The sequence below is a fragment of the Streptomyces pilosus genome (assembly GCF_014649835.1).
Lineage (GTDB): Bacteria > Actinomycetota > Actinomycetes > Streptomycetales > Streptomycetaceae > Streptomyces > Streptomyces pilosus.
Genome location: NZ_BMTU01000001.1, coordinates 1,138,495 through 1,162,441, shown reverse-complemented (window position 1 = coordinate 1,162,441; position 23,947 = coordinate 1,138,495). Strand labels below are relative to the sequence as shown.

Below are 23,947 nucleotides of genomic sequence, written 5' to 3'. Positions count from 1 at the left end.
GGTCCCCCCCTCTTACCGTCTGCGTCACAGACGGCTCGATGATCCCGCGCTTTCCTCGGGGCTCTCCCTGCCCCGCTTTTTTAGCGTCACCGTGGCCTGCACCGCCGCTGCCACCTCATCGGGCGGGACGTGCTCCCAGAACCGCAGAACGGTCCACCCCGCAGACGTGAGATGTCCCGTGGTCTCCCGGTCCCGGGCCGTGTTCCGGTCCAGCTTGCGGCGCCACCACTCCGCGTTGGCCTTGAGACTCGTCGCATGCTCCGGGCACCCGTGCCAGAAGCAACCGTCCATGAAAACCGCGATCTTGGCCTTGGGAAAGACGATGTCGATCGTGCGACGGGACATTCCGGGGACGGGCACGTTCACCCGGTACCGCAGACCTGCGGCGTGGAGAATCCTCCGGACCGCCACCTCAGGAGCCGTGTCGCGGGAGCTTTGGCGACTCATGCGGTGGGAGACGCTGGGGGAGGACGGGACAGCACCGTGCATACCAGCATTCTGCCGGCGCTGCCGGCCGGGCGGGACATGGCCAGGGGTGCCTGCGGTTCCGAAAGCCCGGGAGCGTGGACTGCGAGTTGCTGCGGGATCTGTTGAGGGCCGTCGCGGCCGCTCCGGGGGCGGCTCGCTGACAGGTCCCTCCGGGGCCGGATCCCGGTACGCGGGTGGCGACGGCAGTAAGGGCACGGTGGAGACTGCCTGGTCCTGCCCTGGTCGGGTGCTGCTCGGTGGGGCGAGGGTGGGGGGATCTTCGAGCCGGGCGTCGATCTCGTTCCGGTTCTGGTCCGTGGGAAGGGAAGGGGCTCCATGGTGTGGGTAGTGGGAATCGGCGTGCTCGTGGGGTTGCTGATGGTCGCGTCGGGGGTGGGCACGCTGCGGACGGGGTGGGTTGTGCCCTCGGCGCGCCGTCATGTCGCCAGGCCGAAGCTCTACGGTCTCGGGGCCCTGCTCATCGGGGTGTCCATTCTTCTGCAGGGCCTCATGTACTTCCGCGTCCTGCCGAGTGTTCCTCCGGAGGCCCGCTATGTCGGCGGCAACGCCCTGTTGCTGGGAGGGCTGCTTCTGGTCGCCCTGAGTCAGCCGCGGCAGCGGGGCGGCTCAGTCCGCGCGGATCCGTCAGGGAGTTGATGGTGGTTGAGGTCGGGGGCGGTCTCCTGCAACCACCGATGGAGGCGGGATCTCGACCCGTCGGTGGAGGTGAGGGTCCGCTGGGGCGGGTGGAATGAGGGGGTGCGGCCGGAGTGATCACCGGTCGTGCCCCCCGGGTGGGGAGGCGTCGGTTCGGCGGGGGAGCCGGTCTGCTGAGGCGCCCGGGTGGGATGGCGTCAATAAGTTGCGCGCAACTTAGTTGTGCACAACTCGATTGCGCGCTATGTTCTAACCAGTGCGCGACACCGACCCCTTACGGAAGGCAGCAACCACCATGCCGTTCATCACCGTTGGCCAGGAGAACTCGGCTTCCATCGACCTCTACTACGAGGACCACGGCAGCGGGCAGCCGGTCGTGCTGATCCACGGGTACCCGCTCGACGGGCACTCCTGGGAGAAGCAGGCCGCGGCCCTGCTGGAGGCGGGACACCGGGTCATCACCTACGACCGGCGCGGGTTCGGCCGGTCCTCCCAGCCCACCACCGGCTACGACTACGACACCTTCGCCGCCGACCTGAACACCGTCATGGAGACGCTCGACCTGCGGGACGCCGTCCTCGTCGGGTTCTCCATGGGCACCGGGGAAGTCGGCCGCTACCTGGGCACGTACGGCTCCGAGCGGGTCGCCAAGGCCGCGTTCCTCGCCTCCCTCGAGCCCTTCCTGCTCAAGACCGACGACAACCCCACGGGCGTCGACGGGAGCGTCTTCGAGGGCATACGGCAGGCCGTCACCGAGGACCGCTACGCCTACTTCAGCGCGTTCTTCCAGGACTTCTACAACCTGGACGAGAACCTCGGCACCCGGATCAGCGAGGAGGCCCTGCGCAACAGCTGGAACGTCGCCGCCGGATCCTCCTGGTACGCCTCGCTCGCCTGCGTCTCGACCTGGACCACCGACTTCCGTGCCGACGTGGAGAAGATCGACGTGCCGGCGCTGATCCTGCACGGCACCGCCGACCGGATCCTGCCGATCGAGGCGACCGGTGAGCCGTTCCACCGGGCGCTGCCGCAGGCCGAGTACGTGGTCGTCGAAGGCGCCCCGCACGGCCTGCTGTGGACGCACGGCCAGGAGGTCACGGACGCCCTGCTCGCCTTCCTGGCCAAGTGACCGGCCGGTAGCGGCAGCAGCAGCGGTGCGCCCGTTCGCCGAGCCGGCGGGCGGGCGCACCGTCAAGCCGCCGAGCCGTCACGCGGTGCCGTGGCAGTCGCCGTACGTCCGGCCCGAGCCGCACCAGCACGCCGCCGACCGCTCCGGCGGCCACGCCGTCGCCCGTCCCCGGGCCGCCAGCGTGGTCGCGTACTGGGGGAGGAGGGCCGGGTCGTCGGGGGAGGTGAGCTCCGAGGCGGCGAAGGCCTCGAACGACGGGACGGTGCCCGTGACGATGCCGAGGTTGCCGGTGCCGGAGGCGGCGAGCTCGCGCAGGTCCGCCTCTATCGACGCCAGGTGGGCGTCGTAGGAGGGGTACTCCACGTTCAGCGCCGGGTATGCCTCCGTCAGCTCCGTCAGTTCCGCCGCCGGCCAGTGCAGGACCGCGACCGGGAACGGGCGGGACAGGGCCTCGCGGAACGCGCCCACTTCCGCGCGCAGGCGCAGGATCTCCGCCTCCAGCTCCGCCGGGTTCTCCGAGCCCAGGGACCACACGCGCTTGGGGTCGTGGAGCTCGTCCAGGGTGACCGGGAGGGTGTGGACGGTGTCCGCCAGGGCGTCCCACTCGTCGTGCGCCGCGCCGAGCATCCTGCGGACACGGTGGCGGCCGAAGAGGAGGGGGTGGGCGGCGCGCGGGGGCTGCGACACCCCGGTCAGCAGCAGGCGTACCGCCTGCGTGTACGTCTCGTGCGCCTGCTCCAGCTCGTCGTGCGCCTCCAGGGACTCCGCGACGATCACCCAGGGCGCGGGGTCGCGCGGGGCCGCCGCGCGGATGCCGGTGATGATCGCGCGGGCCTCGGCCTCGTGGCCGTACTCCCAGAGGTTCGAGGCCTTCAGGGCGCGGACCAGGAACGGCTGGTCCAGGGCCGCGTCCGAGGCGAGGAGGCGGTCGTAGAGGGTGGTCGCGGCGGGGCGGTCGCCGGAGAGTTCGCGGTGGGCGGCGGCCCGCAGGAGCAGGGCCTCGGCGTCCTCGGGGTAGAGGTCGGCGGTCCGCTCCAGACGGGCGGCTTCAGCGGTGTGGTCGACGTTTTCGGCAGGCGTGTCGGGGCGCATGGGGGACACGGTACTGCCGACGGGTGACAGAAGGTGAGGGCGCAGGGGGGTCGGAGGGCCGCTCCGGGGCGCCGGGGGAGGGGCGTCCCGGGGGCGTACGGTGAATTTCCGGTGAGGTGGAACCGTGGGGCCCCTCCCGGACGTTGTGGCTGGTGCGGTGACCGGGGCTCGACCCGGTGAGGCCGGCGGTCCGGTGAGGGCCGGCGGACCTGTGCACCGGCGCGACAGCGGGTCCGGCAGGACAGCAGGTCCCGCGGGACGAGGGCGACGGAAGGAGGGACGGCGAGTGATCCGGCACCGGGTGACCGTGCGGTCCGCCTTCGGCGTGCTCCTCCCGCTGCTCTCGTTCCTCCTCGTCCTGCTGCCGGCCGCCGGCGGGCTCTCCGTGGTCGACGTCGCGCTCGCCGCGACCGCGGCCGCCGGCAGCGCGCTCACCGTCTGCTCCCTCGTCGCCGCGCGCTCCGCGCCCGTCGTGCCGCCCACCCGGGTCCGTACGGCCATCCGCGACCGTGACCGGCGCACCGCCTTCCTGCCCCAGCGCGACCCCGACGCCAAGGGGCGCACCCGGCCGCGGGCTCCGGGACACGCCCTCCCGGCGACCGCCGCGTAGGGCCCGGGCAGCACTTCTTCCGTTCCTTCCCTTCCCGTACCGCGCCCTGCCGCGGGTCGTCATGCCGCCATCCCGTACATCCGTCCCGGCACGCCCGGGACCTCCGGCACGACGAGACCCCCGGAGGGCTCACCCATGTCCGTCTTCGCCAGCCTGGTCGAGCACCTGTCCGACCTGCTCCAGCCGCTGTTCGGCGCCTTCGCCGCGGCCGCCGCGATCGTCCTGTTCACCGCGCTCGTACGCCTCCTCGTCCACCCCCTCTCCCGGGCCGCCGCACGCGGCCAGAAGGCCCGGGCCGCGCTCCAGCCGCGCATCGCCGAACTGCGCCGCAAGCACGCGCGCGACCCCGAGAAGCTGCAGCGGGCCGTGCTGGAACTGCACACGCGGGAGAAGGTGTCGCCGCTGTCCGGCTGCCTGCCGAGCCTGTTCCAGCTGCCCGCGTTCTTCCTGCTGTACCACCTGTTCTCCAACGAGACGATCGGCGGACGCCCCAACGAGCTCCTCGGCCACCGGCTGTTCGACGCGCCGCTCGGCGGACGGTGGGCGGACGCGCTCGCGGGCGGCGGGGTGTTCGGCGGGGCCGGGCTGGTGTACCTCGGGCTGTTCGCGGTCGTCACGGTGGTCGCCTGGTTCGGCTACCGGTTGTCCCGGCGGATGACGGACGCCGCCCGGGCCCTCACGGCCGGCGCCGACGACGGGCAGCAGGTGCCGGGACTGGCGGCCGTCACCAAGGTGATGCCGTTCATGTCCTTCTTCACGCTGATCACCGTCGCCGTCCTGCCGCTTGCCGCCGCCCTGTACATGGTGACGAGCACCACGTGGAGCGTGGTGGAACGGTCCGTGCTCTACCGGTGAGGGCGGCTCTGCCGGTGAGGGGGTACGCGGGCGGCCCCGCGGTCCAGTACGTGAACGGGGTCTTGCGGAGTGACCCGGCGGGCTTGGAGGATCGATCAGTCCTCCGATGACTGTGGCCCGCCGTGTACCGGGCGGGCGCCGTCGGCGGGCCCGCGACCGAGGGAGACGTGATCATGAAGCTGCTGCGAGTCGGCGCGCCGGGACGGGAGCGGCCCGCGCTGCTCGACGCCGAGGGCACCCTGCGCGACCTGTCGGGCCTCGTCGCCGACATCGACGGGGCGCTGCTCGCCGACGAGGCGGCGCTCGGCCGGATCAGGGCCGCCGCCGGCACCGGTGAGCTGCTCGCGCTGGACGAGGCGGGGCTGCGGATCGGGCCGCCGGTGGCACGGATCGGGAAGATCGTGTGCATCGGGCTGAACTACCACGACCACGCCCGCGAGACGGGGGCCGAACCGCCTTCCGAGCCGGTGATCTTCTTCAAGGCGGCGGACACGGTCGTCGGGCCCGAGGACACGGTGCTGGTGCCGCGCGGGTCGGTGAAGACCGACTGGGAGGTCGAACTGGCCGTCGTCATCGGGCGTACGGCGCGGTACCTGGAGTCGGCGGAGGACGGCCTCGCGCACGTCGCTGGGTACGCCGTCGCGCACGACGTGTCCGAGCGGGAGTTCCAGATCGAGCGGGGCGGGACCTGGGACAAGGGGAAGAACTGCGAGACGTTCAATCCGCTGGGGCCGTGGCTGGTGACGGCGGACGAGGTGGCCGACCCGCAGGACCTGTCGCTGCGGCTGTGGGTGAACGGCGAGCTGAAGCAGGACGGCACGACGGCCGAGCAGATCTTCCCGGTGGGGGAGGTCGTGCGGTACGTCAGTCACTTCATGACGCTGTATCCCGGTGACGTCATCAACACCGGGACGCCGGCGGGGGTGGCGATGGGGCGGCCGGAGCCGAAACCGTATCTGCGGGCGGGGGACGTGGTGGAGCTGGAGATCGGGGGGCTGGGGCGGCAGCGGCAGGTGTTCGCGGACGCGTAGGGGGGTGGGCGGCGGGGTTGAGATTTCGCCCCCGCCGCCCCTTCCCTTCCCGTCCTCGGGGGCTTCGCCCCCGGACCCCCTTCGCGCAGTTCCCCGCGCCCCTAGGTGGCCTGAGCGTCGGCCAGGAAGCGGTCCAGGGCTTCCACGACCATGTTGTGGTCCTCCAATTGGGGGAGGCCCGAGACCGTCACCGCGCCGATGACGCCCGCGCCCCGGACGGTGATGGGGAACGAACCGCCGTGGGCCGCGTACGTGTCCGGGTCCAGTCGGGAGGAGGCCTCGAACGTCGTGCCCTTGGCGCGGTGACGGGCGCCGACCAGGTAGGAGGCGGAGCCGTAGCGCTCGACGACCCGGCGCTTGCGGGCGATCCAGGCGTCGTTGTCGGGCGCGGAGCCGGGCAGGGCGGCGTGGAAGAGCTGCTGGCCCGCGCGGTGGATGTCGATGGCGACGGGGGCCCGGCGCTCGCGCGCCGTCGCCACCAGCAGGGAGCCGAGGGCCCAGGCGTCGTCGTGGGTGAAGTGCTCGAAGACCAGGCGGCGTTCCTGCGCCTCCAGCTCCTCCACGGTCGGGGTCGCGTCCGGGGTCGTCACAGGGTCACCGTCACCTTCTCGTCAGCGGAGCGGCGGGCCGCCTCCAGTACGTCGAGGGCCGCGGCCGCCTCCAGCGCGGTCACCGGATTGGGGCCGCCGGACAGCAGGGCCTCCGCCACGGCCGCGTAGTAGGCGGGGTAGTCGCCGGGGAGGGTCGGTACGGGGTGTCCGCCGCCGGTCACCGGGGACTCCCCGGCGCCGATGCGGCCCCACAGCTCCTCGGGCTCCATGCCCCAGCCGGTGCCGGGGCGCTGGCCGTCGCGCAGGGCGGCCTCCTGGGGGTCCAGGCCGTGCTTGACGTAGCCGGACTTCGAGCCGAGGGCGCGGAAGCGCGGGCCGAGCTGGGCCGTCGTCGCGGAGACGTACAGGTGGGAGCGGACGCCGCTCGCGTGCGTGAGCGCGATGAAGGTGTCGTCGTCGGTGCGCGCGCCGTCGCGGCGGACGTCCGACTCGGCGTAGACGGAGGTCACCGGGCCGAAGAGGACCAGCGCCTGGTCGACGACGTGGCTGCCGAGGTCGTAGAGCAGACCTCCGATCTCTGCCGGGTCGCCGGACTCCCGCCAGCCGCCCTTGAGCTGCGGACGCCACCGCTCGAAACGGGACTCGAAGCGGTACACGTCGCCGAGTTCGCCCTCGTCGATCAGCTTGCGCAGGGTGAGGAAGTCGTTGTCCCAGCGGCGGTTCTGGAAGACGGACAGGAGCAGGCCCCGCTCCTCGGCGAGCGCCGCCAGCTCGCGCGCCTCGGCCGCCGTGCCGGCGATCGGCTTGTCGACGACGACCGGCAGACCGGCCTCGAGAGCGGTCCTGGCGAGCGGTACGTGCGTCCTGTTCGGGGACGCGATGACGATCAGGTCGATTTCGCCGGCGCGGGCGAACAGCTCGTCCGGGGTCGCGGCGACGCGTACGTCCGGGAACGCGGCGCGCGCCTGCTGCTGCCGCTCGGGGTTCGAGGTGACGACCGTGTCGAGCGCGAGGCCCTCGGTCGCGGCGATCAGCGGGGCGTGGAACACGGAGCCCGCGAGGCCGTAGCCGACGAGGCCGACGCGGAGGGGAGTGCCAGTCATGCCTCCTACTTTCGCAACGCTGTTGCCAAAGTGCAAGCGGGAGGGAGAATGGGCGGGTGAACAGGACGAACGACGGCAGGGGCGGCGGCCAGCAGGGGGCGAACCTGCTCGCCCTGCGCAGTCACAACACCGCGCTCGTGCTGGACCTGCTGCGCACCGCCGGAGCGGACGGCATCAGCCGGCTGGAACTCGCCGAGCGGACCGGCCTCACCCCGCAGGCGGTCAGCAAGATCACGGCCCGGCTGCGGGAGGAGGGCCTCGCGGCGGACGCCGGACGCCGGGCGTCCACGGGCGGCAAGCCGCGCACGGTGCTGCGCCTGGTGCCGGAGGCCGGACACGCGGTGGGCGTGCACCTGGACCGGGACGAGACGCGGGTGGTGCTGGCCGACCTCGACGGGGCGGTGGTGGCCCGGCGGCGGGCTCCGCTGGACCTGGGCGCGGGGGCGGAGGCGGTACTGGCCGGGGTGGCCGGTGCCGTGGAGGCGCTGCGCGCGGACGGGGCCGGGGTGCGGCCGTTGCTGGGGGCCGGGGTGGCGCTGCCCGGGCCGCTCGACCACCGGCGGGGCGTGCTGCACCGGGTGACCGGGTTCCCCGAGTGGGACGGCTTCCCGCTGCGGGACGCGCTGGCGGAACGGCTGGGGGTGCCGGTCGTCGTCGACAAGGACACCAACGCGGCGGCGCTGGGACTGGCGGTCGGCGGCGAGGGCGGGTCCTTCGCCTACCTGCACCTCGGTACGGGACTGGGGGCGGGGCTGGTGATCGGCGGGAGCGTGCACCGCGGGCCGCGCACGGCGGCGGGGGAGTTCGGGCACCAGGTGGTGCAGCTCGACGGACCGCCGTGCGGGTGCGGTGACCGGGGATGCGTGGAGGCGCTGTGCCTCGGGGCGGTGGCGCGCGGTGAGGTGGGGGAGGCGGCGCGCGTGCTGGGGGCGGGGGCGGCGAATCTGGTGGGGCTGCTGGACATCGACCGGGTGCTGCTGGGCGGGCGCACCGTGGAGGCGGACGCGGAGGCGTTCGTGCGGGGCGTGCAGGCGGTGCTGGACGCCCGCGCGGAGCGGACGGGGGACACGGCGGTGCCGGTGCGGCTCGCCTCCGGCGGTGCGTTCGGGGTGGCGGAGGGGGCGGCGCAGTTGGTGCTGGCCCCGGTGTTCGGGCGGGGTGATGCGTAGGGCCTGCGGCTGCGGGTGGGGGGCGTGCGGCCCGGTGCGGGCAGGTGGCCCTGCGTGGCCTCGTCGTTCCCGCGATGGGTGAGAGCGCCGGGCTGCGGCTGCCCGGGTCCGTCCCCTCCGTGTGTACGGCGGGCCGGTCGCGCTCGTGCTGGGACTGGGCGGCCCGGTCATCGCCGTGCTGGGAGCGCTGTGGCCCGCCGGCCGGGCCGCCGGGGGGCGGACGGCGACGGCCCTGCGGGCCGAGCAGGACCGGCCCGGGGCGATGGGGGAGGGGCGCGTCGCGCGGTCCGGCATCGGTGGGGGAGGGGAGTGGACGAGGACGGCTCGTGGCGTGCGCGTCGGGGCCGGGACGCACGGTGGTCATTCCCTCGTGATCTCCGTCTGTTTAGGCTGGAGCGCACGGCAGGACCGCGTACGGCAGGAGAACCCGCAGATGGCAGACCGCAAGCCGATCGAATCGTGGCTCACCGACATGGACGGGGTGCTGATCCACGAGGGCATACCGATCCCCGGCGCCGACGCGTTCATCAAGAAACTGCGCGAGTCCGGCCGGCCCTTCCTGGTCCTCACCAACAACTCCATCTACACGGGGCGCGACCTGCACGCCCGGCTGCGCCGCATGGGGCTGGACGTCCCGATCGAGAACATCTGGACCTCGGCGCTCGCCACCGCACAGTTCCTGGACGACCAGCGTCCGGGCGGGTCGGCGTACGTCATCGGCGAGGCCGGGCTCACCACCGCGCTGCACGACATCGGCTACGTCCTCACCGACCACGAGCCCGACTACGTGGTGCTGGGGGAGACGCGGACGTACTCCTTCGAGGCGATGACGAAGGCGGTCCGGCTCATCAACGACGGCGCCCGCTTCATCTGCACCAACCCCGACGAGACCGGCCCGTCCGCCGAGGGCCCGCTCCCGGCGACCGGGGCGGTGGCGGCGCTCATCACCAAGGCCACCGGCAAGCAGCCGTACTTCGCGGGCAAGCCGAACCCGCTGATGATGCGCACCGGGCTGAACACCATCGGGGCCCACTCCGAGAGCAGCGCGATGATCGGCGACCGGATGGACACCGACGTCCTGGCCGGCATGGAGGCCGGGATGCAGACGTTCCTGGTGCTCACCGGTCTGACCCGGCCCGAGCAGGTGGAGAACTTCCCGTACCGGCCGTCGAAGGTCGTCGACTCCATCGCGGACCTCGTCGACCTGATCTGACGGCGTTCACCCGTTCGGAGCAGACATCACGGGTGCGGGAATGCGCGTCCGGGTCCCGCGGGGGAGCCTCCAGGTGTCTGGAGGTTTCACGATGGGTTCGGTTGGTGACACGCTCCGTGCGCACGGGGAGGGCCGGGACCGGCTTCCCTCCGGTACGGGGCGGCTGTTCGCCGGAGTGGTCTGGCTGGTGCTGCTGCTCGGGCTGTGGCTGTGGGGCGGCGGAGGACCGCACGGCCTGCCCGCCGGGAGTACGGCCGGTCCCGCCACGGGAGACATGGCGGCGGCGGGGCGGCCGGACCGCGGGGCCGCCGCGGTGCCGCGACGGCTGGACGTCCCCGGCCTCGGCCTGCGGGCACCCGTGGTAGCCGGCGCGTTCGACGCGCGGGGCGTCCCGCGGCCGGCCGGGCGGGCGGGCGCGGTCGCCTGGTACGCGGACGGCACGGCCCCGGGGACCGCGGGCCTCGCCCTGCTGGCGGGCCCGGCCGGCGCCGGCGGCCGGATCACCGTCGGCCAGGAGGTACGGGTGGTCCGCGCGGACGGCGCAGCCGTCGGGTACACCGTCGGCGAGGTCCGCAGCGGGAGCGACGACGTCCGGCGGGTGGCCGCGGAGCGGCACGACGGGCTGCGGCTGATCGTCTGCGCCGCGACCGCCGGCGGCCGCACCGACGGCGGCTGCGCGAGCCCCGTCGTCGTCCTCGCGCATCCGGCCCGCCGTTGAGCACCCGCCCGGGACGACGAGCACCCGCCCGGGACGACGAGCACCCGCCCGGGACGACGAGCACCCGCCCGGGACGACGAGCACCCGCCCGGGACGACGAGCACCCGCCCGGGACGACGAGCCGGCGAGTGATCGACGCCGGGTTCCCTGACGGTGACCTTCCGTGATCGCCGCTGGTGTACGGCCGTTCCCGGCGTCGCAGGGGCGGGGGAGGGCCCACCCGTACGCCCCGCTGTAACAGCTCGCGGACAAGGCGGGCACGGCCTTCGTGGGTGCCGCGGGACGTATGTCAGGATTGGGGCTCGGCATACATGGAACAAGTGCACCCAAGGGGGGTTGGATGTACGGCAGCAGGGGGGTCGGGGCGTTCGCCGGGAGGCGGGCGTCGGCAGCGGTGCTGGGGGCGGCGCTGCTGGTCACGGGGTGTTCCTCCGGCGACGGAGACGGTGACGGCGACGACCGGGGCGAGGCGGCCGGCGCGGTCGTCACGCAGCAGCCGAAGGAGACCGACCCCTTCTGGGTCAACCCCGACGGCCTGTCGGCCCGCAAGGTCGCCGAGCTCCGGGGCGACGGCAAGAAGGCGGAGGCCGAACAGATCCGCAAGATAGCCGAGCAGCCCGTCGGCGAGTGGATCAGCCCGGAGAAGCCCGAGGAGCAGGCCCGCGCGTACACCGAGGGCGCCGAGAAGGCCGACCGCACCGCGCTGCTGGTCCTCTACAACATCCCGCACCGCGACTGCGACCAGTACTCACGGGGCGGCGCCGCCGACGGCGACGCCTACCGGGACTTCGTCGACGCCGTGGCCCGCGGCATCGGGGACCGTCCGGCGACGGTGATACTCGAGCCCGACGCGGTGCTGCACCTGGTGGACGGCTGCACCCCCCAGCAGTACCACGAGGAGCGCTACGACCTGCTCGGTGGCGCCATCGACAAGCTCAAGGGCCTGAAGAACACCAAGGTGTACCTCGACGCGGGCAACGCCGGCTGGGGCAACCCCGACCAGATCTTCGACCCGCTGAAGCGGGCCGGCATCGACCGGGCCGACGGCTTCTCGGTGAACGTGTCGAACTTCTACACCACCGAGGACTCCATCGCCTACGGCAAGCAGCTCTCCGCCAAGGTGGGCGGCAAGCCGTTCGTCATCGACACCAGCCGCAACGGCAACGGCCCCTACACCGAGGGCGACCCGAAGGAACGCTGGTGCAACCCGCCCGGCCGCGCCCTCGGCGAGACCCCGACGGTGGACACGGCGGACCCGCTGGTCGACGCCTACCTGTGGGTGAAGCGGCCCGGCGAGTCGGACGGCGAGTGCAAGGGCGGTCCCAAGGCCGGCCAGTGGTGGGCGGACTACGCCCTGGAACTGGCCAGGAGCTCCTGAACGACGCGGAGTGCCCCGCACCCCCTCCGGGGTGCGGGGCACTGACGTGTGCGCGGCGCCAGGGGTGTCGGACACCCCCTAGGGGACCTGCACCCACTGCGCCTTGCTGGGCGTGCCGTCGCCGGTGTTGACGAAGAGCATGTACCAGCCCGCCTGGACCAGGTTCCGGTTCTTCGGAACCGTCACGGTGATCTTGTCGCCGTCGGTCGTGAAGTCCAGCTCGATCGACCGCTGGTCCACGTCGGTCACATGGGTCGAGGCGCTCGGCCGGATCAGCCGGACGCTCTTGACCGACGCGGCGTCCTTCGAGGTGAACGTGCCGGACTTGCCCCGCTTGATGGTCTCCGGACCGTCCTTCAGCTCGGGCTGGGACTCCTCGCCGTACAGGTACGGCGGGGTGTAGATCTCGACGCGCTGCTCGAACTCGCCCGGCTTGGTGTTGGCCTTGTCGGCGTAGAGCGAGTCGGAGCCGAAGAACATCAGGCGGCCGTCGGGCAGCAGGATGGAACCGGAGTGGTAGTTGCGGCCCACCAGCGGGTCGGCGACCCGCTTCATCTCGTTCTTCTCCGTGTCGTAGATCCGCGCCTCGAGGATGTTCGAGTCGCTGCGGCCGCGGTAGTCCTCCGAGCCGCCGGAGATCAGCACGTCGTCGTTGGGCAGGATCGAGGCCTGCGGGTACCGGGTGCCCTTGTCCATCGAGGGACCGTCGACGAACTTCGGGTCGTCGGCCTTCAGGTCGACGATCCGGGTCTTCTCGCTGGCCAGCCGGGACTCGCCGACCCCGCCGCCGCCGATCACCATGTACTTCTCGTCCTGCGCGGGCGGCAGCAGCACGGTGCCGGAGGTCTCCAGCATGTTCGGGTCGCTCAGCCCCGGGACCTTCTCGAACTTGTTGGTCTCCACGTCCCAGACGCCCGGGTCGCGGCCCACGTCGTCCGGTCCGTAACCCGCGTTCGAACCCGAGTAGAACACCTTGCCGTTCTGCATCAGGAACAGCGCCGGGTACGTCGGGAACTGGCGGACCTTGTCGGTGTAGGTCCACTTCTTGGTCTCGGGGTCGTAGACCTCGTTCTTGCCCGGGACCAGCTGGCCGATGTCGTCGAGGCCGGAGACGCTGAGGATCTTGCCGTCGCTCAGAGTGGTGAGCGTCGGGTACCAGCGCGACTCCTTCATCGGGTCGACCTTGATGTACTTCTCGGCGATCGGGTCGAACTCGAAGGCGTCGTCGATGCCCTGGAAGTCCTTCTTGTCCAGCGCGAGCTTCTCGGCGATGCCGTACGTGTTCTGCGCGTCCTCGCCGGACAGCCCCTGCACGGTGTAGTTGTCCTGCGTGCCGGTGGCGTACTTGTTGCCGTTCTTCTGCGCCTCGACGTAGGTACGGCCGTAGCCCGGGGTGTTGCCCAGGAACTCGCCGGTCTCCTTGTCGAAGTTCTTCGTCGCGCGCGGGACGAGCACGGGGTCCTTCGAGACGAAGGTCTTGCCGTTCTCCTTGCCGACGAACCTGGTCCCCGCCGGCAGGGTGATCGGCTTGTCCGGGTTCTCGTTGTGGACGACCATCAGGCCGCCCGCCTTCTTCACGTCACCCTTGAGCTTCTCGTACCGCTTCGTGCCGCCCGCGATGAGCAGGTTGCCGTTGGCCAGCTGGGTGTGGCCGGTGCAGAACAGGTCGGCGGGCGTCGGCACCTTCTTGATGGTCCCCTTGACCGGGTCCCAGATCCGGGTGTCGTACCGCTTCGCGTCGAAGTTGTCCTGGTTGTTGCCCGAGCCGGCGACGAGCAGCACCTTGCCGGTGCGCAGCAGCGCCGCGTGAATGGTGTTCTGCCGGTACTCCTCGGGAAACTCGACGATCTCCCACTTGCCGTTCGCGGCCTTGTACTCGGGCTGGTTGATCTTGTACTGGTGGTATTTCTCGGTGCCGAAGCGGTACAGCCACGGTCCGTTCATCCCGGCCAGCGCTAGTACCACCGCCGTGCCTATCGCGATCCGACGGGCGCGACGGCGGCCTGCACGGTCAGTCATTCCTTACGTCCCCCAAGTCCACCAAGGGCGATTTGCATGGTCTGGTCGTTTCCGGGGTTGCCGCCCCCGGGCCCTCCCGGCCCTTCGGGGCCCCCTGATCCACCCGGTGCGCCGTGCGAGCCGGCCCAGCTGGGCCGGGTCTGCGGCTGGTGCGGGGCGTGAGGCTGCTGCGCCTGCGGCAGCTCCTGCGTCCGGGGCGCCTCGTCGGCGTCCGGCTGCCGTCCCCCCGCGTGGGCACCGGGCTTCTTCCGGTCCTGCCGCATGCCGTGGCGCCAGGCGAACATCGGCGCGGCGGTGATGAGCAGGGCGAACGTCGCCCAGATGACCATCGCCGGGTGCGAGTGCCCGTAGACGAAGCCCGCGGTGATGGAGCCGGCGAAGATCAGGATGAAGTACCAGTGGTACCGGAAGGTTCCGAACCAGGTGTCCGGGCTGGCCGAGTCGCCCTTGGGGGTGACCACGAACTTGCTCTTCTTGCGCAGGACCGAGTCGATCAGTGCCTTCGCGTAGAGCGGTGCCGACAGCGCGGACATCACCATGCCGGCCACACCGCCGGAGCCCTCCGGCTCGTGCGGCGAGACGTTGTGGCGGCGGTTCCAGACGTAGAGGCCGATCTGCAGCGCCGAGGCGTTGCCGTACAGCATCAGCCAGATGGTGGGGTCGATGTTCACACCCGAGGCGCCCAGGCCCAGGAACAGCGCGCAGCTGATCGCCGCGAGGATCCAGTTGAGGGCCGACATCGGGTAGAAGATGATCATCATCGTGTAGTTGAAGAGCTTGCTCGGCGGGAGCGAGTAGAAGCCCTTCCAGTACTGCCCGATGATCGTCTCGTACGTACCGCGCGACCAGCGCATCTGCTGGGTGAAGAAGTCGGTCCAGGCGTTGGGGCCCTCACCGACGGCGAGCACGTCCGGGGTGTAGACCGAGCGCCACTTCTTCCCCGTCGCCGGGTTCTTGTGGCGGTGCATCTCGAAGCCGGTCGCCATGTCCTCGGTGATCGAGTCGTACAGACCGCCGATCTGCTTCAGCGCCTTGATGCGCACCGCGTTGGAGGTGCCCACGAACATCGGCGAGCCGTAGCGGTTGCCGGCGCGCTGGATCAGCGCGTGGAAGAGGAACTGCTGGGACTCGGCGGCCTTGGTGACGAAGTTGTCGTAGTTGCCGTAGACCTGCGGGCCGATGACGAAGCCGACGTCCGGGTCGCGGAAGAAGCCCAGCATCCGCTCCAGGTAGTTCGGCAGCGGGATGTGGTCGGTGTCGACCGAGGCGAAGTACTCGTAGTCGTCGCCGTGCGCGTCCAGCCAGGCGTTGTAGTTGCCGTGCTTGGTCTTGGCGCGGTGGGCGCCCTTCTTCTGGTTCCACTTCGCGACGCCCTTGCGGGAGAAGTGGCGCACGCCGAGCCGGGCGCAGACCTCTTTCACCTCGGGGTCGTCGCCCTCGTCGAGCAGCCACACGTGCATGGTGCCCCGGTGGCGGATCTTGACGGCCGCCTCCAGGGTCTTCGTCACCATCTCGATCGGCTCCTTGCCGGGCACGAACGAGGTGAGGAAGGCCACGCGGGTGCCGGTCTCGGGCACCACCGGGATCGGGTCGCGGGCGACCAGGGTCGCGTGCGCGTTCGACAGCACGTTCATGCAGCGGAAGAACTCGATCAGACCGATCGAGACGAGCATGACGATGTCGAGGGCCGGCAGCCACTCGAACTCCACGTAGTCCCGCTCGGTCCAGTGCGCGGGCTGGAGCAGCCACACCAGCAGCACCAGCGACAGCACCGGGGCCGCGGCCAGCATCAGCGCGATGCGGATGCGGTGCGGCTCCTGGCCGATCAGCGAGCGGTACTGGACCTTGTACGGCTTGTTCGGATCGGGCTGGGTGAGGGGACCCGCGAGCCGGCTGTAGTGCTCGTAGTCGTATCTCGGCAGCGTCTTCTTGATCCGGCGGAACGTGCCCGTGTTTCCTGTCCTGTGCGCAGGCACCCTGAGCTGGGTGGTCTCAGACGGGTCGTTGTCCTTCCGGGCGCCCGTCGGCGTCGACGTCATGAGTCATCCCCCCACACGCGCTCCGCGCGTGTTTCGTCGCTTCCTTACGTCCGTGCCGGTCCCCCTCGACCTTCACGTACGTGTCAGTGGTTGACCGCTGTCACCACGTCACCCACACCTTATAGACACGGCACAGCGCTCTTCCGGTTGCATGATGCCCCCCTCGGCATCACCCGCCGAGCGGGGCCCCTCGCCCCGCTCCGCCGGCAACCGGTTCCCTTGCCCCCCAACAGCCGCGAATCCGCAGCTTCTTGAAGAGACCAGGGTCTACGGTGTCCATCATGATCGCAAGATGCGAAACACGGTGTACACCGGGCATACGCGACCATTGTGACGCCCGGGCGAGCGGTGGGGCCGCTGTTCCATACGTGGGGCGTGAGGGTTCCGCTCAACGGACGCGAGGGGAGAACCGGCCAAAACCGACGGGCTCCCCGTCTGCACGAGGAGCCCGTCCTGTCGGTGCGCCGCCAGGGACTCGAACCCCGGACCCGCTGATTAAGAGTCAGCTGCTCTAACCAACTGAGCTAGCGGCGCGCGCTGACGGCGTAACTCTACAGGACCCCGGAGGCTGCCCCGGACCACCCGGCCCGCCGGGCGCCCGCGGCCTGCGGGGTCACCCGGGCCCTTACGTCATTCGGACCGCCGACGGTGCGGGTGCGCGGGACCGTTGCGAGACTGGCCGTCGTGCGCAGACGTGGAGGAATCGGCCGGGAGTGTGAGGGGAATCGCATGGGGTCTCCGGTGTTCGGGACGTTCGATCCGGCCGGTGACCGCGACTGTCCGGGCTGTGCGCACGAGCCGCGGGCGCTGCCGCATTCCCCCTTCGGCCGCCGCCCGGGACAGCCGGCGCCGCACCGCACCGCCCGGCCGGACGTCTTCGCAGGCGAACCGGGGCGCCGGGGCGGGTGGGAGCCCGCGGTCACCCGCGTGGACCTCGTCGGACGGGCCCGGCGGTGGGCCGCGCGGAAGGTGCCGCACGCGATGGCCGGTTTCGGTCCCGGAGCCGGCACCGCCTCCCTCACGGAATTCGGCCGGATGCTCGTGCGCGGCGGTGCCGGGCCGGTCCGCGCCTCGCCGCCGGGCCGGGGCCGGACGGCGGAGGACCGCACGGCGGCCCGGGTGCTCCAGGAGGGGCCGGGGTCGCCGGGTGCCGTCGCGGGCGGGCCGCCGGGTCCGCCCGCCCGGGAGCGGCCGCTCTTCGGAGCGGGCCGGGACGGCCTTTCCGGAGGTTCCGCTTCCGCCGCGGGCGGGGCGCGCGGACCCCTCGTGCCGGGCTATCCGGGACGGGCGGCGTTCCGTCCCGGTGCGGAGAACGAACACGTCACCCGGCTGGGCAGGCGGCTGGTGGCGAAGGGGTTCGGCCGGTACGGCACCGGCGGGCCGGGGCCGCGCTGGGGCGAGGCGGACCGCCGCGGGGTGCGGGCGTTCCAGCGGGCGCAGGGCTGGCGCGGCGGCGCGGCGGACGGCCACCCGGGCCCGGAGACCTGGCGGCGGCTGTTCTCCTGACGGCGTCCCCCTGCCGTACGCAGTTCCTCCGGGGGCCGGGCACCGCCCGGCGTCCGGGTCCCCCGAAGGTGACGCATCTGGCGCGGAGGCTGGAGGCAGGCACGCATGACCACGACCACGTCCCACATCCCCGAGCACGTCCCCGAACCCGGGCAGCCGCCGGACGGTGCGCCGGCCGCCCGGCCGGTCCGGCTCATCCACACCGAGTCCACCACCGAGATCCCCTTTCACCTGCTGTTCCGTGACGACCGGGGAGATCGGGAGGATTCCGGGCCCGGCCCGGTGCGGGTGCGGCCCGCGGTCGCCGCGCACCGGCCGGGCGCGGGGCGGGACAAGGGGGAGCGGTCCCGGCAGGCCGTCGCCCAGGTCGATCCCGGGCTGGTGGAGCGGCCGGCCCGGGTGCTGCCCGGTGCCGTGGGGGTGCTGGCCGGGCTCTGCGGGACGGCGGGGTGCGCGGCCACCGCCTGGTGGGCGGGCGCGGTGCCGGCGTTCGCCGCGGAGGCGCTCGGCATCGTGGCGCGGGCCGGTGCGGCCGGGCCCGGCCCCGCCCAGTGGGCGGCGTTCGCGGGTGCCGGGACACTCGGGCTGTTCGGGTTCGGCGGGCTGGCCCGCGGGAGTACCGGGCGGGCCTGGGTGCTCGGTCTGTTCGGCCGCTACCGGGGGACGGTGCGGCGGACCGGCCTGATGTGGGTCAACCCGCTGCTGCTGCGCCGCCGGGTGGACGTACGGCTGCGGCACTGGCGCGGCGACGGGGTGCCGGCGGCCGACCGGGGCGGGGTCGGGCTGCGGGTGGCGGTGCAGGTGGTGTGGCGGGTGCGGGACACCGCGCGGGCCACGCTGGGCGTCGAGGACCACGAGCGCTACCTGCGCGAGTGCGTGGAGGCGGCACTGCTGCGCGTCCCGGTGGCGGCGCCGGGGGCGGGGCGCGGGGAGGTGGAGGCGACGCGGGCCGCGCTGACCCGGCTGGTGGCGGCGGACACCGGGCCGGTGGGGGTGGAGGTGCTCGCGGTGCGGCCGGTGCGGGTGGAGTACGTGCCGGAGGTGGCCGCCGCGATGCACCGGCGCCGGATCGCCGCGCTGGACGCCCAGCACCGGGCGCGTGTGCTCAGCTCGGTCGTGGATTCGGTGGAGGACACGGTGACCCGGCTGACGATGCGGGGGCTGGTGGAGCTCGACGACCAGGAACGCAAGGTATTGGTGAAGGACCTGACGGTGGCGTTCTGCGCGGGCCGGGGGGAGACGGGGCCGTGAACGGAGGGAGAACCCGGCCCGCGATTGGTATGGACATGTTCAATCGGCGCCCATAATCTGAACTTGGTCTAGACCTACTCGCACGGCTCACCGAAACTCCCCCACGTTCTCCAGGAGCGGCAGCATGCGCACACGGACCAAGCTGTACGCAGCCGCGGTGGGACTGGCCACGACCGGAGCGCTCGTGTTCTCCTCCGGCGGTGCCAGCAGCCACGGCTACACCGACCTGCCGATCAGCAGGCAGAAGCTCTGCCAGAACGGCACGGTCACCAACTGCGGATCCATCCAGTGGGAGCCGCAGAGCGTCGAGGGGCCGAAGGGCTTCCCCGGCTCCGGGCCCGCCGACGGGCGGATCTGCTCGGGCGGCAACACGCCGTTCGCCCAGCTCGACAGCCCGCGGACCCCGTCCGGCGGGGCCTGGCCCACCACCCGGGTGTCGGGCGGGCAGAACTACACCTTCCGGTGGCAGTTCACGGCCATGCACGCCACCACCGACTTCAAGTACTACGTCACCAAGCCGGGCTGGAACCAGAACCACAACCTGGCCCGGTCCGACCTCAACCTCACACCGTTCCTGACGGTGCCCTACAACGGTCAGCGCCCGCCGCAGACCCTGTCGCACAGCGGCCGTCTGCCGTCCGGGCTCAGTGGCCACCACGTGATCCTCGCGGTGTGGACGGTCCATGACACGGGCAACGCGTTCTACGCCTGCTCCGACGTCACGTTCTGATCCTGCCCGAGCACGTCGAAGGGCCTCTCGCTCCCACGAGAGGCCCTTTCAGGTGCGCCGCCAGGGACTCGAACCCCGGACCCGCTGATTAAGAGTCAGCTGCTCTAACCAACTGAGCTAGCGGCGCATGACTCCCGCCGTCCGCTTCCGCGTCCGGCGACACAAAAATAATACCCGGTCCCGGGGGGTGGTTCCGACCACCCTCCCGGGGGCCAGGGCCTGCCCGGCATGATCCGCCGGACAGGCCTCAGATCGCCAGTGAGAGCAGCACCGGGGCCGCGTTGCGGTTGAGGGTGTCGGCGGCCCGGCGCAGCCGGTGGGCGTGCTCGACCGGGAGGGACAGCGCCAGGCAGCCCACCGAGGAACCGGCCGTGATCGGGACGGCCGCGCAGACCGTGCCCACCGCGTACTCCTGGAGGTCCAGGACCGGCACCGTGGGCGGCTGCGAGGCGAGCCGGGACAGCAGCAGCCGGTCGCTGGTGATGGTGCGCGAGGTGAGCCGGGCCATCCGGTGCCGGGCGAGGTGGTCGCGCCGGCCGTCGTGGTCGAGCTGGGTGAGCAGGCTCTTGCCCATCGCGGTGGCGTGCGCGCAGGAGCGGAAGTCCACCCACTCGTTGACCTTCGGGGTGGCCGGACCGTCGGCGTACTGGGTGACCTCCACCTCGCCGTCGACGTACCGGGTCATGTAGACGGCGGCGCCCACCGAGTCGCGGATCCGGTCCAGGGTGTGCTGGAGCTGGTCGCGCAGCGCCTGGTCGTGCCCCTCGGCGGAACCGAGGCGGCCGAAGGCCGTCCCGGTGACGTACGCCCCGTCGGCGATCTGCTCGACGTAGGCCTCGCGGCGCAGCATCCGCAGCAGCGTGGTCAGCCGCTCCGCGGGGATGCCGGTCTCGCGGGCGAGTTCGGTGTCGTTGACTCCTGTGCCGCGTCGCGCCACGGTCTCCAGGACGCGCAGCGCGTCCTGGACCGGGTGGTACGACGCGCTCGGCTCCTGCCTCAGCGCCACGGTTTCCCCCTGCGCTCGCTGGTGGGTCCCTTCGTCATGTCCCCGTCTGCCCGGCCACGGCCGAGGGCCGCGATCCGGTCAGCCAATCCCCTCCACGATAGCCGTCAAGCGGCTGCCGGGAAGCGGGTGTTGACGAGATCGCGGCCCTCCGAACTGCGGTGCCGACCCTCTGGCATATGTCAGAGGGATGATCCGGGGCGTGGACCTCGGACGTTGCCCGCCCGGCGGTCCCCGACTACAGGACCGCGCTGAGAAATTCCCGCGTCCGGTCGTTCTCCGGCTCGTTGAAGATCTTCTCCGGCGGGCCCGTCTCGATCACCCGGCCCGCGTCGAACATCAGCACCTGGTCGGAGATGTCCCGGGCGAAGTTCATCTCGTGGGTCACGCAGAGCATGGTGATGTCGGTGGTGCGGGCGATCTCCCGCAGCAGGTCCAGGACGCCCGCGACCAGCTCCGGGTCCAGCGCCGAGGTCACCTCGTCGAGGAGGAGCACCTTCGGCCGCATCGCCAGCGCCCGCGCGATCGCCACGCGCTGCTGCTGGCCGCCGGAGAGCTGGGCCGGGCGGGCGTCGCACTTGTCGGCCAGCCCCACCATGTCCAGCAGGCCCTTGGCGCGTTCCACCGCCTCGTCCTTCGACATGCCGAGCACGGTGACCGGCGCCTCGGTGATGTTGCGCAGCACGCTCATGTTCGGGAACAGGTTGAACTGCTGGAACACCATCCCGATCTGCTTGCGCACCTCCCGCCGCTCCTTCTCGGTCGCCGGGAACAGCTTCCGCCCGTCCACGGTGATCGTGCCCTCGTCGGGCTTGAGCAGCGTCATCAGCAGGCGCAGGATCGTCGTCTTGCCCGACCCCGAGGGGCCGATCAGGGTGACGTGCTTGCCGGCGTCGACGGAGAAGTCCAGGTGGTCGAGGACGGTGTTGTCCCCGAACCGCTTGGTGACCTGCTCCAGGCGTATCAGCTCGCCGGTGCTGCGCCCGGGGCTCTTCTCGGGATTGGGGAGGGTGTCAGTGGGCAAGGCGTCGCTCCAGGGCTCGCAGGGCAAGGGAGGCCAGGTAGGAGACGATGACGAAGGCCACGCCGATCACCGTCAGGGGCTCGGTGAACTGGAAGTTCTGCTGCGAGAACAGACGCGCCTCGCCGAGCATCTCCAGCACCGTGATCGCCATCAGCAGCGGCGTGTCCTTCAGCATGGAGATCACGTAGTTGCCGAGGGCGGGGATCACCCGGCGGATCGCCTGCGGCAGCACCACGGCCGTCCAGGTCCGCCGCACCGGCAGGTTGAGCGCCGTCGCGGCCTCCCACTGGCCGACCGGCACCGCCTCGATACCGGCCCGGTAGACCTGCATCGTGTACGTCGAGTAGTGCAGCCCGATGGCGACCACACCGGTGGTCAGTGCCGAGAACGTCACGTTCCACTCGGGCAGCACGTAGAAGAGGAAGAACAGCTGCACGAGCAGCGGGGTGTTGCGGACGAACTCCGTGACCGCGCCGACGGGCCAGGTGACCCAGCGCGACGGCACCCGCATCAGCAGCGCCCACACCAGGCCGAGGACGAACGACAGCAGCGACCCGAGGACGAGGATCTGCAGGGTGACCAGCAGACCGTCCCAGAAGTGCGGCATGAAGTCGGAGACCGCGCTCCAGTCCCACTCCATCAGGCGGCACCCCCCACGTTGCTCGTCTCGGGCCGCTTCAGCTCCGTGTCGGGCTCGCGCACCGGTGCCTTCCCCACGCCCGTCTTCAGCTTCCTCTCCAGCCCGCGCATCACCCGCGTCAGCAGGAACGCGATCACGAAGTAGATCAGCAGGACGTACGTGTAGATCTCCGCGCTCTCCTGCAGCGCCAGGCGCACCAGGTTGCCGCTGAACGCCAGGTCACCCATGCCCATGATCGACACCAGGGCGGTGCCCTTCAGCAGTTCGATCAGCAGGTTGGAGAACGGCGGGATCATCTCCGGCACCGCCTGCGGCAGCAGGATCAGCCGCATCCGCTGCCAGGGCGTGAAGCTGAGCGCGATGCCGCCCTCCTTCTGCGCGGGGTCGACCGCGCCGAGCGCGCCGCGCACGATCTCGGAGCCGTACGCCCCGTACGTCAGGCCCAGCGCCAGGGTGCCCGCCCACATCGGCACGAGCTGCCAGCCGAAGGCCGGCGGCAGCACGAAGAACACCCAGAAGATCATCACCAGCGCGGAGGTGCCGCGGAACACCTCGGTGTAGAAGCCCGCGAGGAAGCGGACGATCCACAGGCGGTGGGTGCGCGCGACACCGACCACGAAGGAGACGGCCGTCGCCAGCAGCGCGCTGAAGAAGAGGAGCTGGAGCGTGACCCAGACGCCGTCGAGTACCAGGGCCCACAGTCCGGATGTCATCCGCCGCACAACTCCTTCGCGGTCAGATCGGTCATCTCGTCCTCGGTGAAACCGAAGGGCTTGAGGATGCGCAGCAGTTCGCCGCTCTTCTTGAGCTTGTGCAACTCGGCGTTGAAGGCGTCCCGCAGGTTGGTCTCGTTCGGGCGGAAGGCGAAACCGCCGCCGTCGGTGTGCGGCTTGCCGTCGACGAGGGGCTGGAACGCCTCCGTCGCCTCGGTCTTCGAGGACTTCTTGACCACCTCGCGGACGGTCAGCGCCGTGCCCGCGAAGACGTCCACGCGCCCGGCCTCCACGGCGTTCAGGCCGGCCACCTGGTCGGGCACGATCAGGATGTCGCTCTCCTCGAACCCGGCCTCCACCGCGTAGCCGATCTCGGCGTAGCCGGTACCGGTCGCGAACTTGGCCTTCTTCTCCACGACGTCCTTGTAGTCGCGCAGCCCGAGGGGGTTGCCCTTGCGCACGATGAAGGCGTCGAGCATCTGGTAGTCGGGGTCGGAGAAGATGACCTGCTCGCAGCGCTCGGGGTTGATGTACATCCCGGCCGCCACCACGTCGAACTGCTGTGACGCCAGCCCCGGGATGAGGGAGCCGAACTCCGTCGGCACCGGCTGCACCCGGTCCACTCCGAGCCGCTTGAAGATGACCTTCGCGAGCTCCGGGGCCTCACCGGTCAGCTCACCGTTCCTGTCGATGTACCCGAAGGGGATCTCGCCCGCGATGCCGAGCCGGGCCACGCCCTGCGCCCGCAGCCGGTCGAGGAGATCACCGCCCCGCACGTCGGAGGCGGTGGCCACCCGCGAGCAGCCCGCGGCCCCCAGGGCGCCGAGCGCCGCCACCCCCGCGAGCAGCGACCGGCGTGTGGGCCCGCCGGTCCGGAACCTTCGGTGGGTTGTGCCCCTCGGAGGGGTTCTGTGTGGTGGAGCCATGGGCGCGCAGCTACCCGAAGCCACTGCGGTTATGCCGATCTTTTTCGGTCCGGTGTCCCGGCCCGGCGCCCTCGGCCGGCGGGCCGTCCGGGACCGCCACGAGGGGGACGGCCGGCCGGTAC

At 71.6% G+C, this 23,947-nt stretch carries 23 protein-coding genes and 2 tRNA genes; 12 read left to right on the top strand and 13 right to left on the bottom strand.

Annotation, left to right across the window (positions count from 1 at the left end; genetic code table 11):
* Nucleotides 1–24: 24 nt before the first annotated feature.
* Nucleotides 25–489, bottom strand: a complete 465-nt coding sequence (locus tag IE118_RS05200; RefSeq protein ID WP_189556021.1) for a very short patch repair endonuclease — start codon at nucleotides 487–489, stop codon at nucleotides 25–27.
* Between the two features lie 315 nt (nucleotides 490–804).
* Here IE118_RS05200 and IE118_RS05195 point away from each other — a divergent pair, with 315 nt between their 5' ends.
* Both IE118_RS05195 and IE118_RS05190 read left to right on the top strand, forming a co-directional pair.
* The gene (locus IE118_RS05195) at nucleotides 805–1,125 is read left to right on the top strand and encodes a hypothetical protein (protein ID WP_229846660.1); all 321 of its coding nucleotides are present in this window, start codon (nucleotides 805–807) and stop codon (nucleotides 1,123–1,125) included.
* Between the two features lie 295 nt (nucleotides 1,126–1,420).
* Nucleotides 1,421–2,254 (top strand): alpha/beta fold hydrolase, encoded by an 834-nt coding sequence (locus IE118_RS05190; protein ID WP_189556093.1) that lies wholly within the window; start codon nucleotides 1,421–1,423, stop codon nucleotides 2,252–2,254.
* Between the two features lie 78 nt (nucleotides 2,255–2,332).
* On the opposite strand, the gene IE118_RS05185 is transcribed toward IE118_RS05190, so the two are convergent.
* Nucleotides 2,333–3,346, bottom strand: coding sequence for an SEC-C domain-containing protein (locus IE118_RS05185; RefSeq protein WP_189556020.1), 1,014 nt, complete (start codon nucleotides 3,344–3,346; stop codon nucleotides 2,333–2,335).
* A 286-nt stretch (nucleotides 3,347–3,632) separates the two neighbouring features.
* Between IE118_RS05185 and IE118_RS05180 the strand changes: the two genes are divergently transcribed.
* The 3 genes from IE118_RS05180 (at nucleotide 3,633) to IE118_RS05170 (ending at nucleotide 5,842) form a co-directional block, all read left to right on the top strand.
* Nucleotides 3,633–3,956, top strand: coding sequence for a DUF6412 domain-containing protein (locus IE118_RS05180; RefSeq protein ID WP_189556019.1), 324 nt, complete (start codon nucleotides 3,633–3,635; stop codon nucleotides 3,954–3,956).
* Between the two features lie 135 nt (nucleotides 3,957–4,091).
* Entirely contained in the window at nucleotides 4,092–4,811 is a 720-nt protein-coding gene (locus IE118_RS05175) for a YidC/Oxa1 family membrane protein insertase (protein ID WP_189556018.1), read from the top strand.
* A 173-nt stretch (nucleotides 4,812–4,984) separates the two neighbouring features.
* Nucleotides 4,985–5,842 carry a fumarylacetoacetate hydrolase family protein gene (locus IE118_RS05170; protein ID WP_189556017.1) on the top strand — a complete coding sequence of 286 codons (858 nt, stop codon included), beginning with the start codon at nucleotides 4,985–4,987 and terminating at the stop codon, nucleotides 5,840–5,842.
* Nucleotides 5,843–5,943: 101 nt separating this feature from the next.
* On the opposite strand, the gene IE118_RS05165 is transcribed toward IE118_RS05170, so the two are convergent.
* Both IE118_RS05165 and IE118_RS05160 read right to left on the bottom strand, forming a co-directional pair.
* Entirely contained in the window at nucleotides 5,944–6,432 is a 489-nt protein-coding gene (locus IE118_RS05165) for a heme-degrading domain-containing protein (protein ID WP_189556016.1), read from the bottom strand.
* On the bottom strand, nucleotides 6,429–7,496 hold the full coding sequence (locus tag IE118_RS05160) for a Gfo/Idh/MocA family protein (RefSeq protein ID WP_189556015.1): 1,068 nt from the start codon (nucleotides 7,494–7,496) through the stop codon (nucleotides 6,429–6,431). The genes IE118_RS05165 and IE118_RS05160 overlap by 4 nt, the downstream gene beginning before the upstream one ends.
* 56 nt (nucleotides 7,497–7,552) lie before the next feature.
* Between IE118_RS05160 and IE118_RS05155 the strand changes: the two genes are divergently transcribed.
* The 4 genes from IE118_RS05155 to IE118_RS05140 all read left to right on the top strand — a co-directional run bounded on the left by IE118_RS05155 (nucleotide 7,553) and on the right by IE118_RS05140 (nucleotide 11,974).
* The gene (locus IE118_RS05155) at nucleotides 7,553–8,665 is read left to right on the top strand and encodes an ROK family transcriptional regulator (RefSeq protein WP_189556014.1); all 1,113 of its coding nucleotides are present in this window, start codon (nucleotides 7,553–7,555) and stop codon (nucleotides 8,663–8,665) included.
* Between the two features lie 433 nt (nucleotides 8,666–9,098).
* On the top strand, nucleotides 9,099–9,878 hold the full coding sequence (locus IE118_RS05150; RefSeq protein ID WP_189556092.1) for an HAD-IIA family hydrolase: 780 nt from the start codon (nucleotides 9,099–9,101) through the stop codon (nucleotides 9,876–9,878).
* 91 nt (nucleotides 9,879–9,969) lie between these two features.
* Nucleotides 9,970–10,596, top strand: coding sequence for a class F sortase (locus IE118_RS05145; RefSeq protein WP_189556013.1), 627 nt, complete (start codon nucleotides 9,970–9,972; stop codon nucleotides 10,594–10,596).
* Between the two features lie 340 nt (nucleotides 10,597–10,936).
* Complete coding sequence (locus IE118_RS05140) at nucleotides 10,937–11,974, top strand: glycoside hydrolase family 6 protein (protein ID WP_189556012.1); 1,038 nt, start codon at nucleotides 10,937–10,939, stop codon at nucleotides 11,972–11,974.
* A gap of 78 nt (nucleotides 11,975–12,052) precedes the next feature.
* Here the strand turns inward: IE118_RS05140 and glxA are convergent, their stop codons facing one another.
* The 3 genes from glxA to IE118_RS05125 form a co-directional block, all read right to left on the bottom strand.
* Nucleotides 12,053–13,993, bottom strand: a complete 1,941-nt coding sequence (gene glxA, locus IE118_RS05135) for a radical copper oxidase GlxA (protein WP_189556011.1) — start codon at nucleotides 13,991–13,993, stop codon at nucleotides 12,053–12,055.
* The gene (locus tag IE118_RS05130) at nucleotides 13,990–16,032 is read right to left on the bottom strand and encodes a glycosyltransferase family 2 protein (protein ID WP_189556010.1); all 2,043 of its coding nucleotides are present in this window, start codon (nucleotides 16,030–16,032) and stop codon (nucleotides 13,990–13,992) included. The genes glxA and IE118_RS05130 overlap by 4 nt, the downstream gene beginning before the upstream one ends.
* Nucleotides 16,033–16,492: 460 nt before the next feature.
* Nucleotides 16,493–16,566: transfer RNA gene (locus IE118_RS05125), tRNA-Lys, on the bottom strand.
* A 195-nt stretch (nucleotides 16,567–16,761) separates the two neighbouring features.
* On the opposite strand from IE118_RS05125, the gene IE118_RS05120 reads away from it, so the two are divergent.
* From IE118_RS05120 to IE118_RS05110, 3 genes are all read left to right on the top strand, one after another.
* Nucleotides 16,762–17,538, top strand: a complete 777-nt coding sequence (locus IE118_RS05120; RefSeq protein WP_189556009.1) for a peptidoglycan-binding protein — start codon at nucleotides 16,762–16,764, stop codon at nucleotides 17,536–17,538.
* 105 nt (nucleotides 17,539–17,643) lie between these two features.
* Nucleotides 17,644–18,789 carry an SPFH domain-containing protein gene (locus IE118_RS05115; protein WP_189556008.1) on the top strand — a complete coding sequence of 382 codons (1,146 nt, stop codon included), beginning with the start codon at nucleotides 17,644–17,646 and terminating at the stop codon, nucleotides 18,787–18,789.
* Nucleotides 18,790–18,913: 124 nt separating this feature from the next.
* Nucleotides 18,914–19,519, top strand: coding sequence for a lytic polysaccharide monooxygenase auxiliary activity family 9 protein (locus tag IE118_RS05110; protein ID WP_189556007.1), 606 nt, complete (start codon nucleotides 18,914–18,916; stop codon nucleotides 19,517–19,519).
* Nucleotides 19,520–19,572: 53 nt separating this feature from the next.
* On the opposite strand, the gene IE118_RS05105 is transcribed toward IE118_RS05110, so the two are convergent.
* From IE118_RS05105 to ehuB, 6 genes are all read right to left on the bottom strand, one after another.
* Nucleotides 19,573–19,646: transfer RNA gene (locus IE118_RS05105), tRNA-Lys, on the bottom strand.
* Nucleotides 19,647–19,766: 120 nt separating this feature from the next.
* Entirely contained in the window at nucleotides 19,767–20,525 is a 759-nt protein-coding gene (locus tag IE118_RS05100) for an IclR family transcriptional regulator (RefSeq protein WP_189556006.1), read from the bottom strand.
* A 235-nt stretch (nucleotides 20,526–20,760) separates the two neighbouring features.
* On the bottom strand, nucleotides 20,761–21,546 hold the full coding sequence (gene ehuA / locus IE118_RS05095) for an ectoine/hydroxyectoine ABC transporter ATP-binding protein EhuA (RefSeq protein ID WP_189556005.1): 786 nt from the start codon (nucleotides 21,544–21,546) through the stop codon (nucleotides 20,761–20,763).
* Nucleotides 21,536–22,186: an ectoine/hydroxyectoine ABC transporter permease subunit EhuD gene (ehuD, locus tag IE118_RS05090; protein WP_189556004.1), complete on the bottom strand. Its 651-nt coding sequence runs from the start codon at nucleotides 22,184–22,186 to the stop codon at nucleotides 21,536–21,538. The genes ehuA and ehuD overlap by 11 nt, the downstream gene beginning before the upstream one ends.
* Nucleotides 22,186–22,899: an ectoine/hydroxyectoine ABC transporter permease subunit EhuC gene (gene ehuC, locus IE118_RS05085; protein WP_189556003.1), complete on the bottom strand. Its 714-nt coding sequence runs from the start codon at nucleotides 22,897–22,899 to the stop codon at nucleotides 22,186–22,188. Before ehuC ends, ehuD begins: the two co-directional genes overlap by 1 nt.
* Entirely contained in the window at nucleotides 22,896–23,825 is a 930-nt protein-coding gene (gene ehuB, locus IE118_RS05080) for an ectoine/hydroxyectoine ABC transporter substrate-binding protein EhuB (RefSeq protein WP_189556002.1), read from the bottom strand. The genes ehuC and ehuB overlap by 4 nt, the downstream gene beginning before the upstream one ends.
* Nucleotides 23,826–23,947 lie beyond the last annotated feature (122 nt).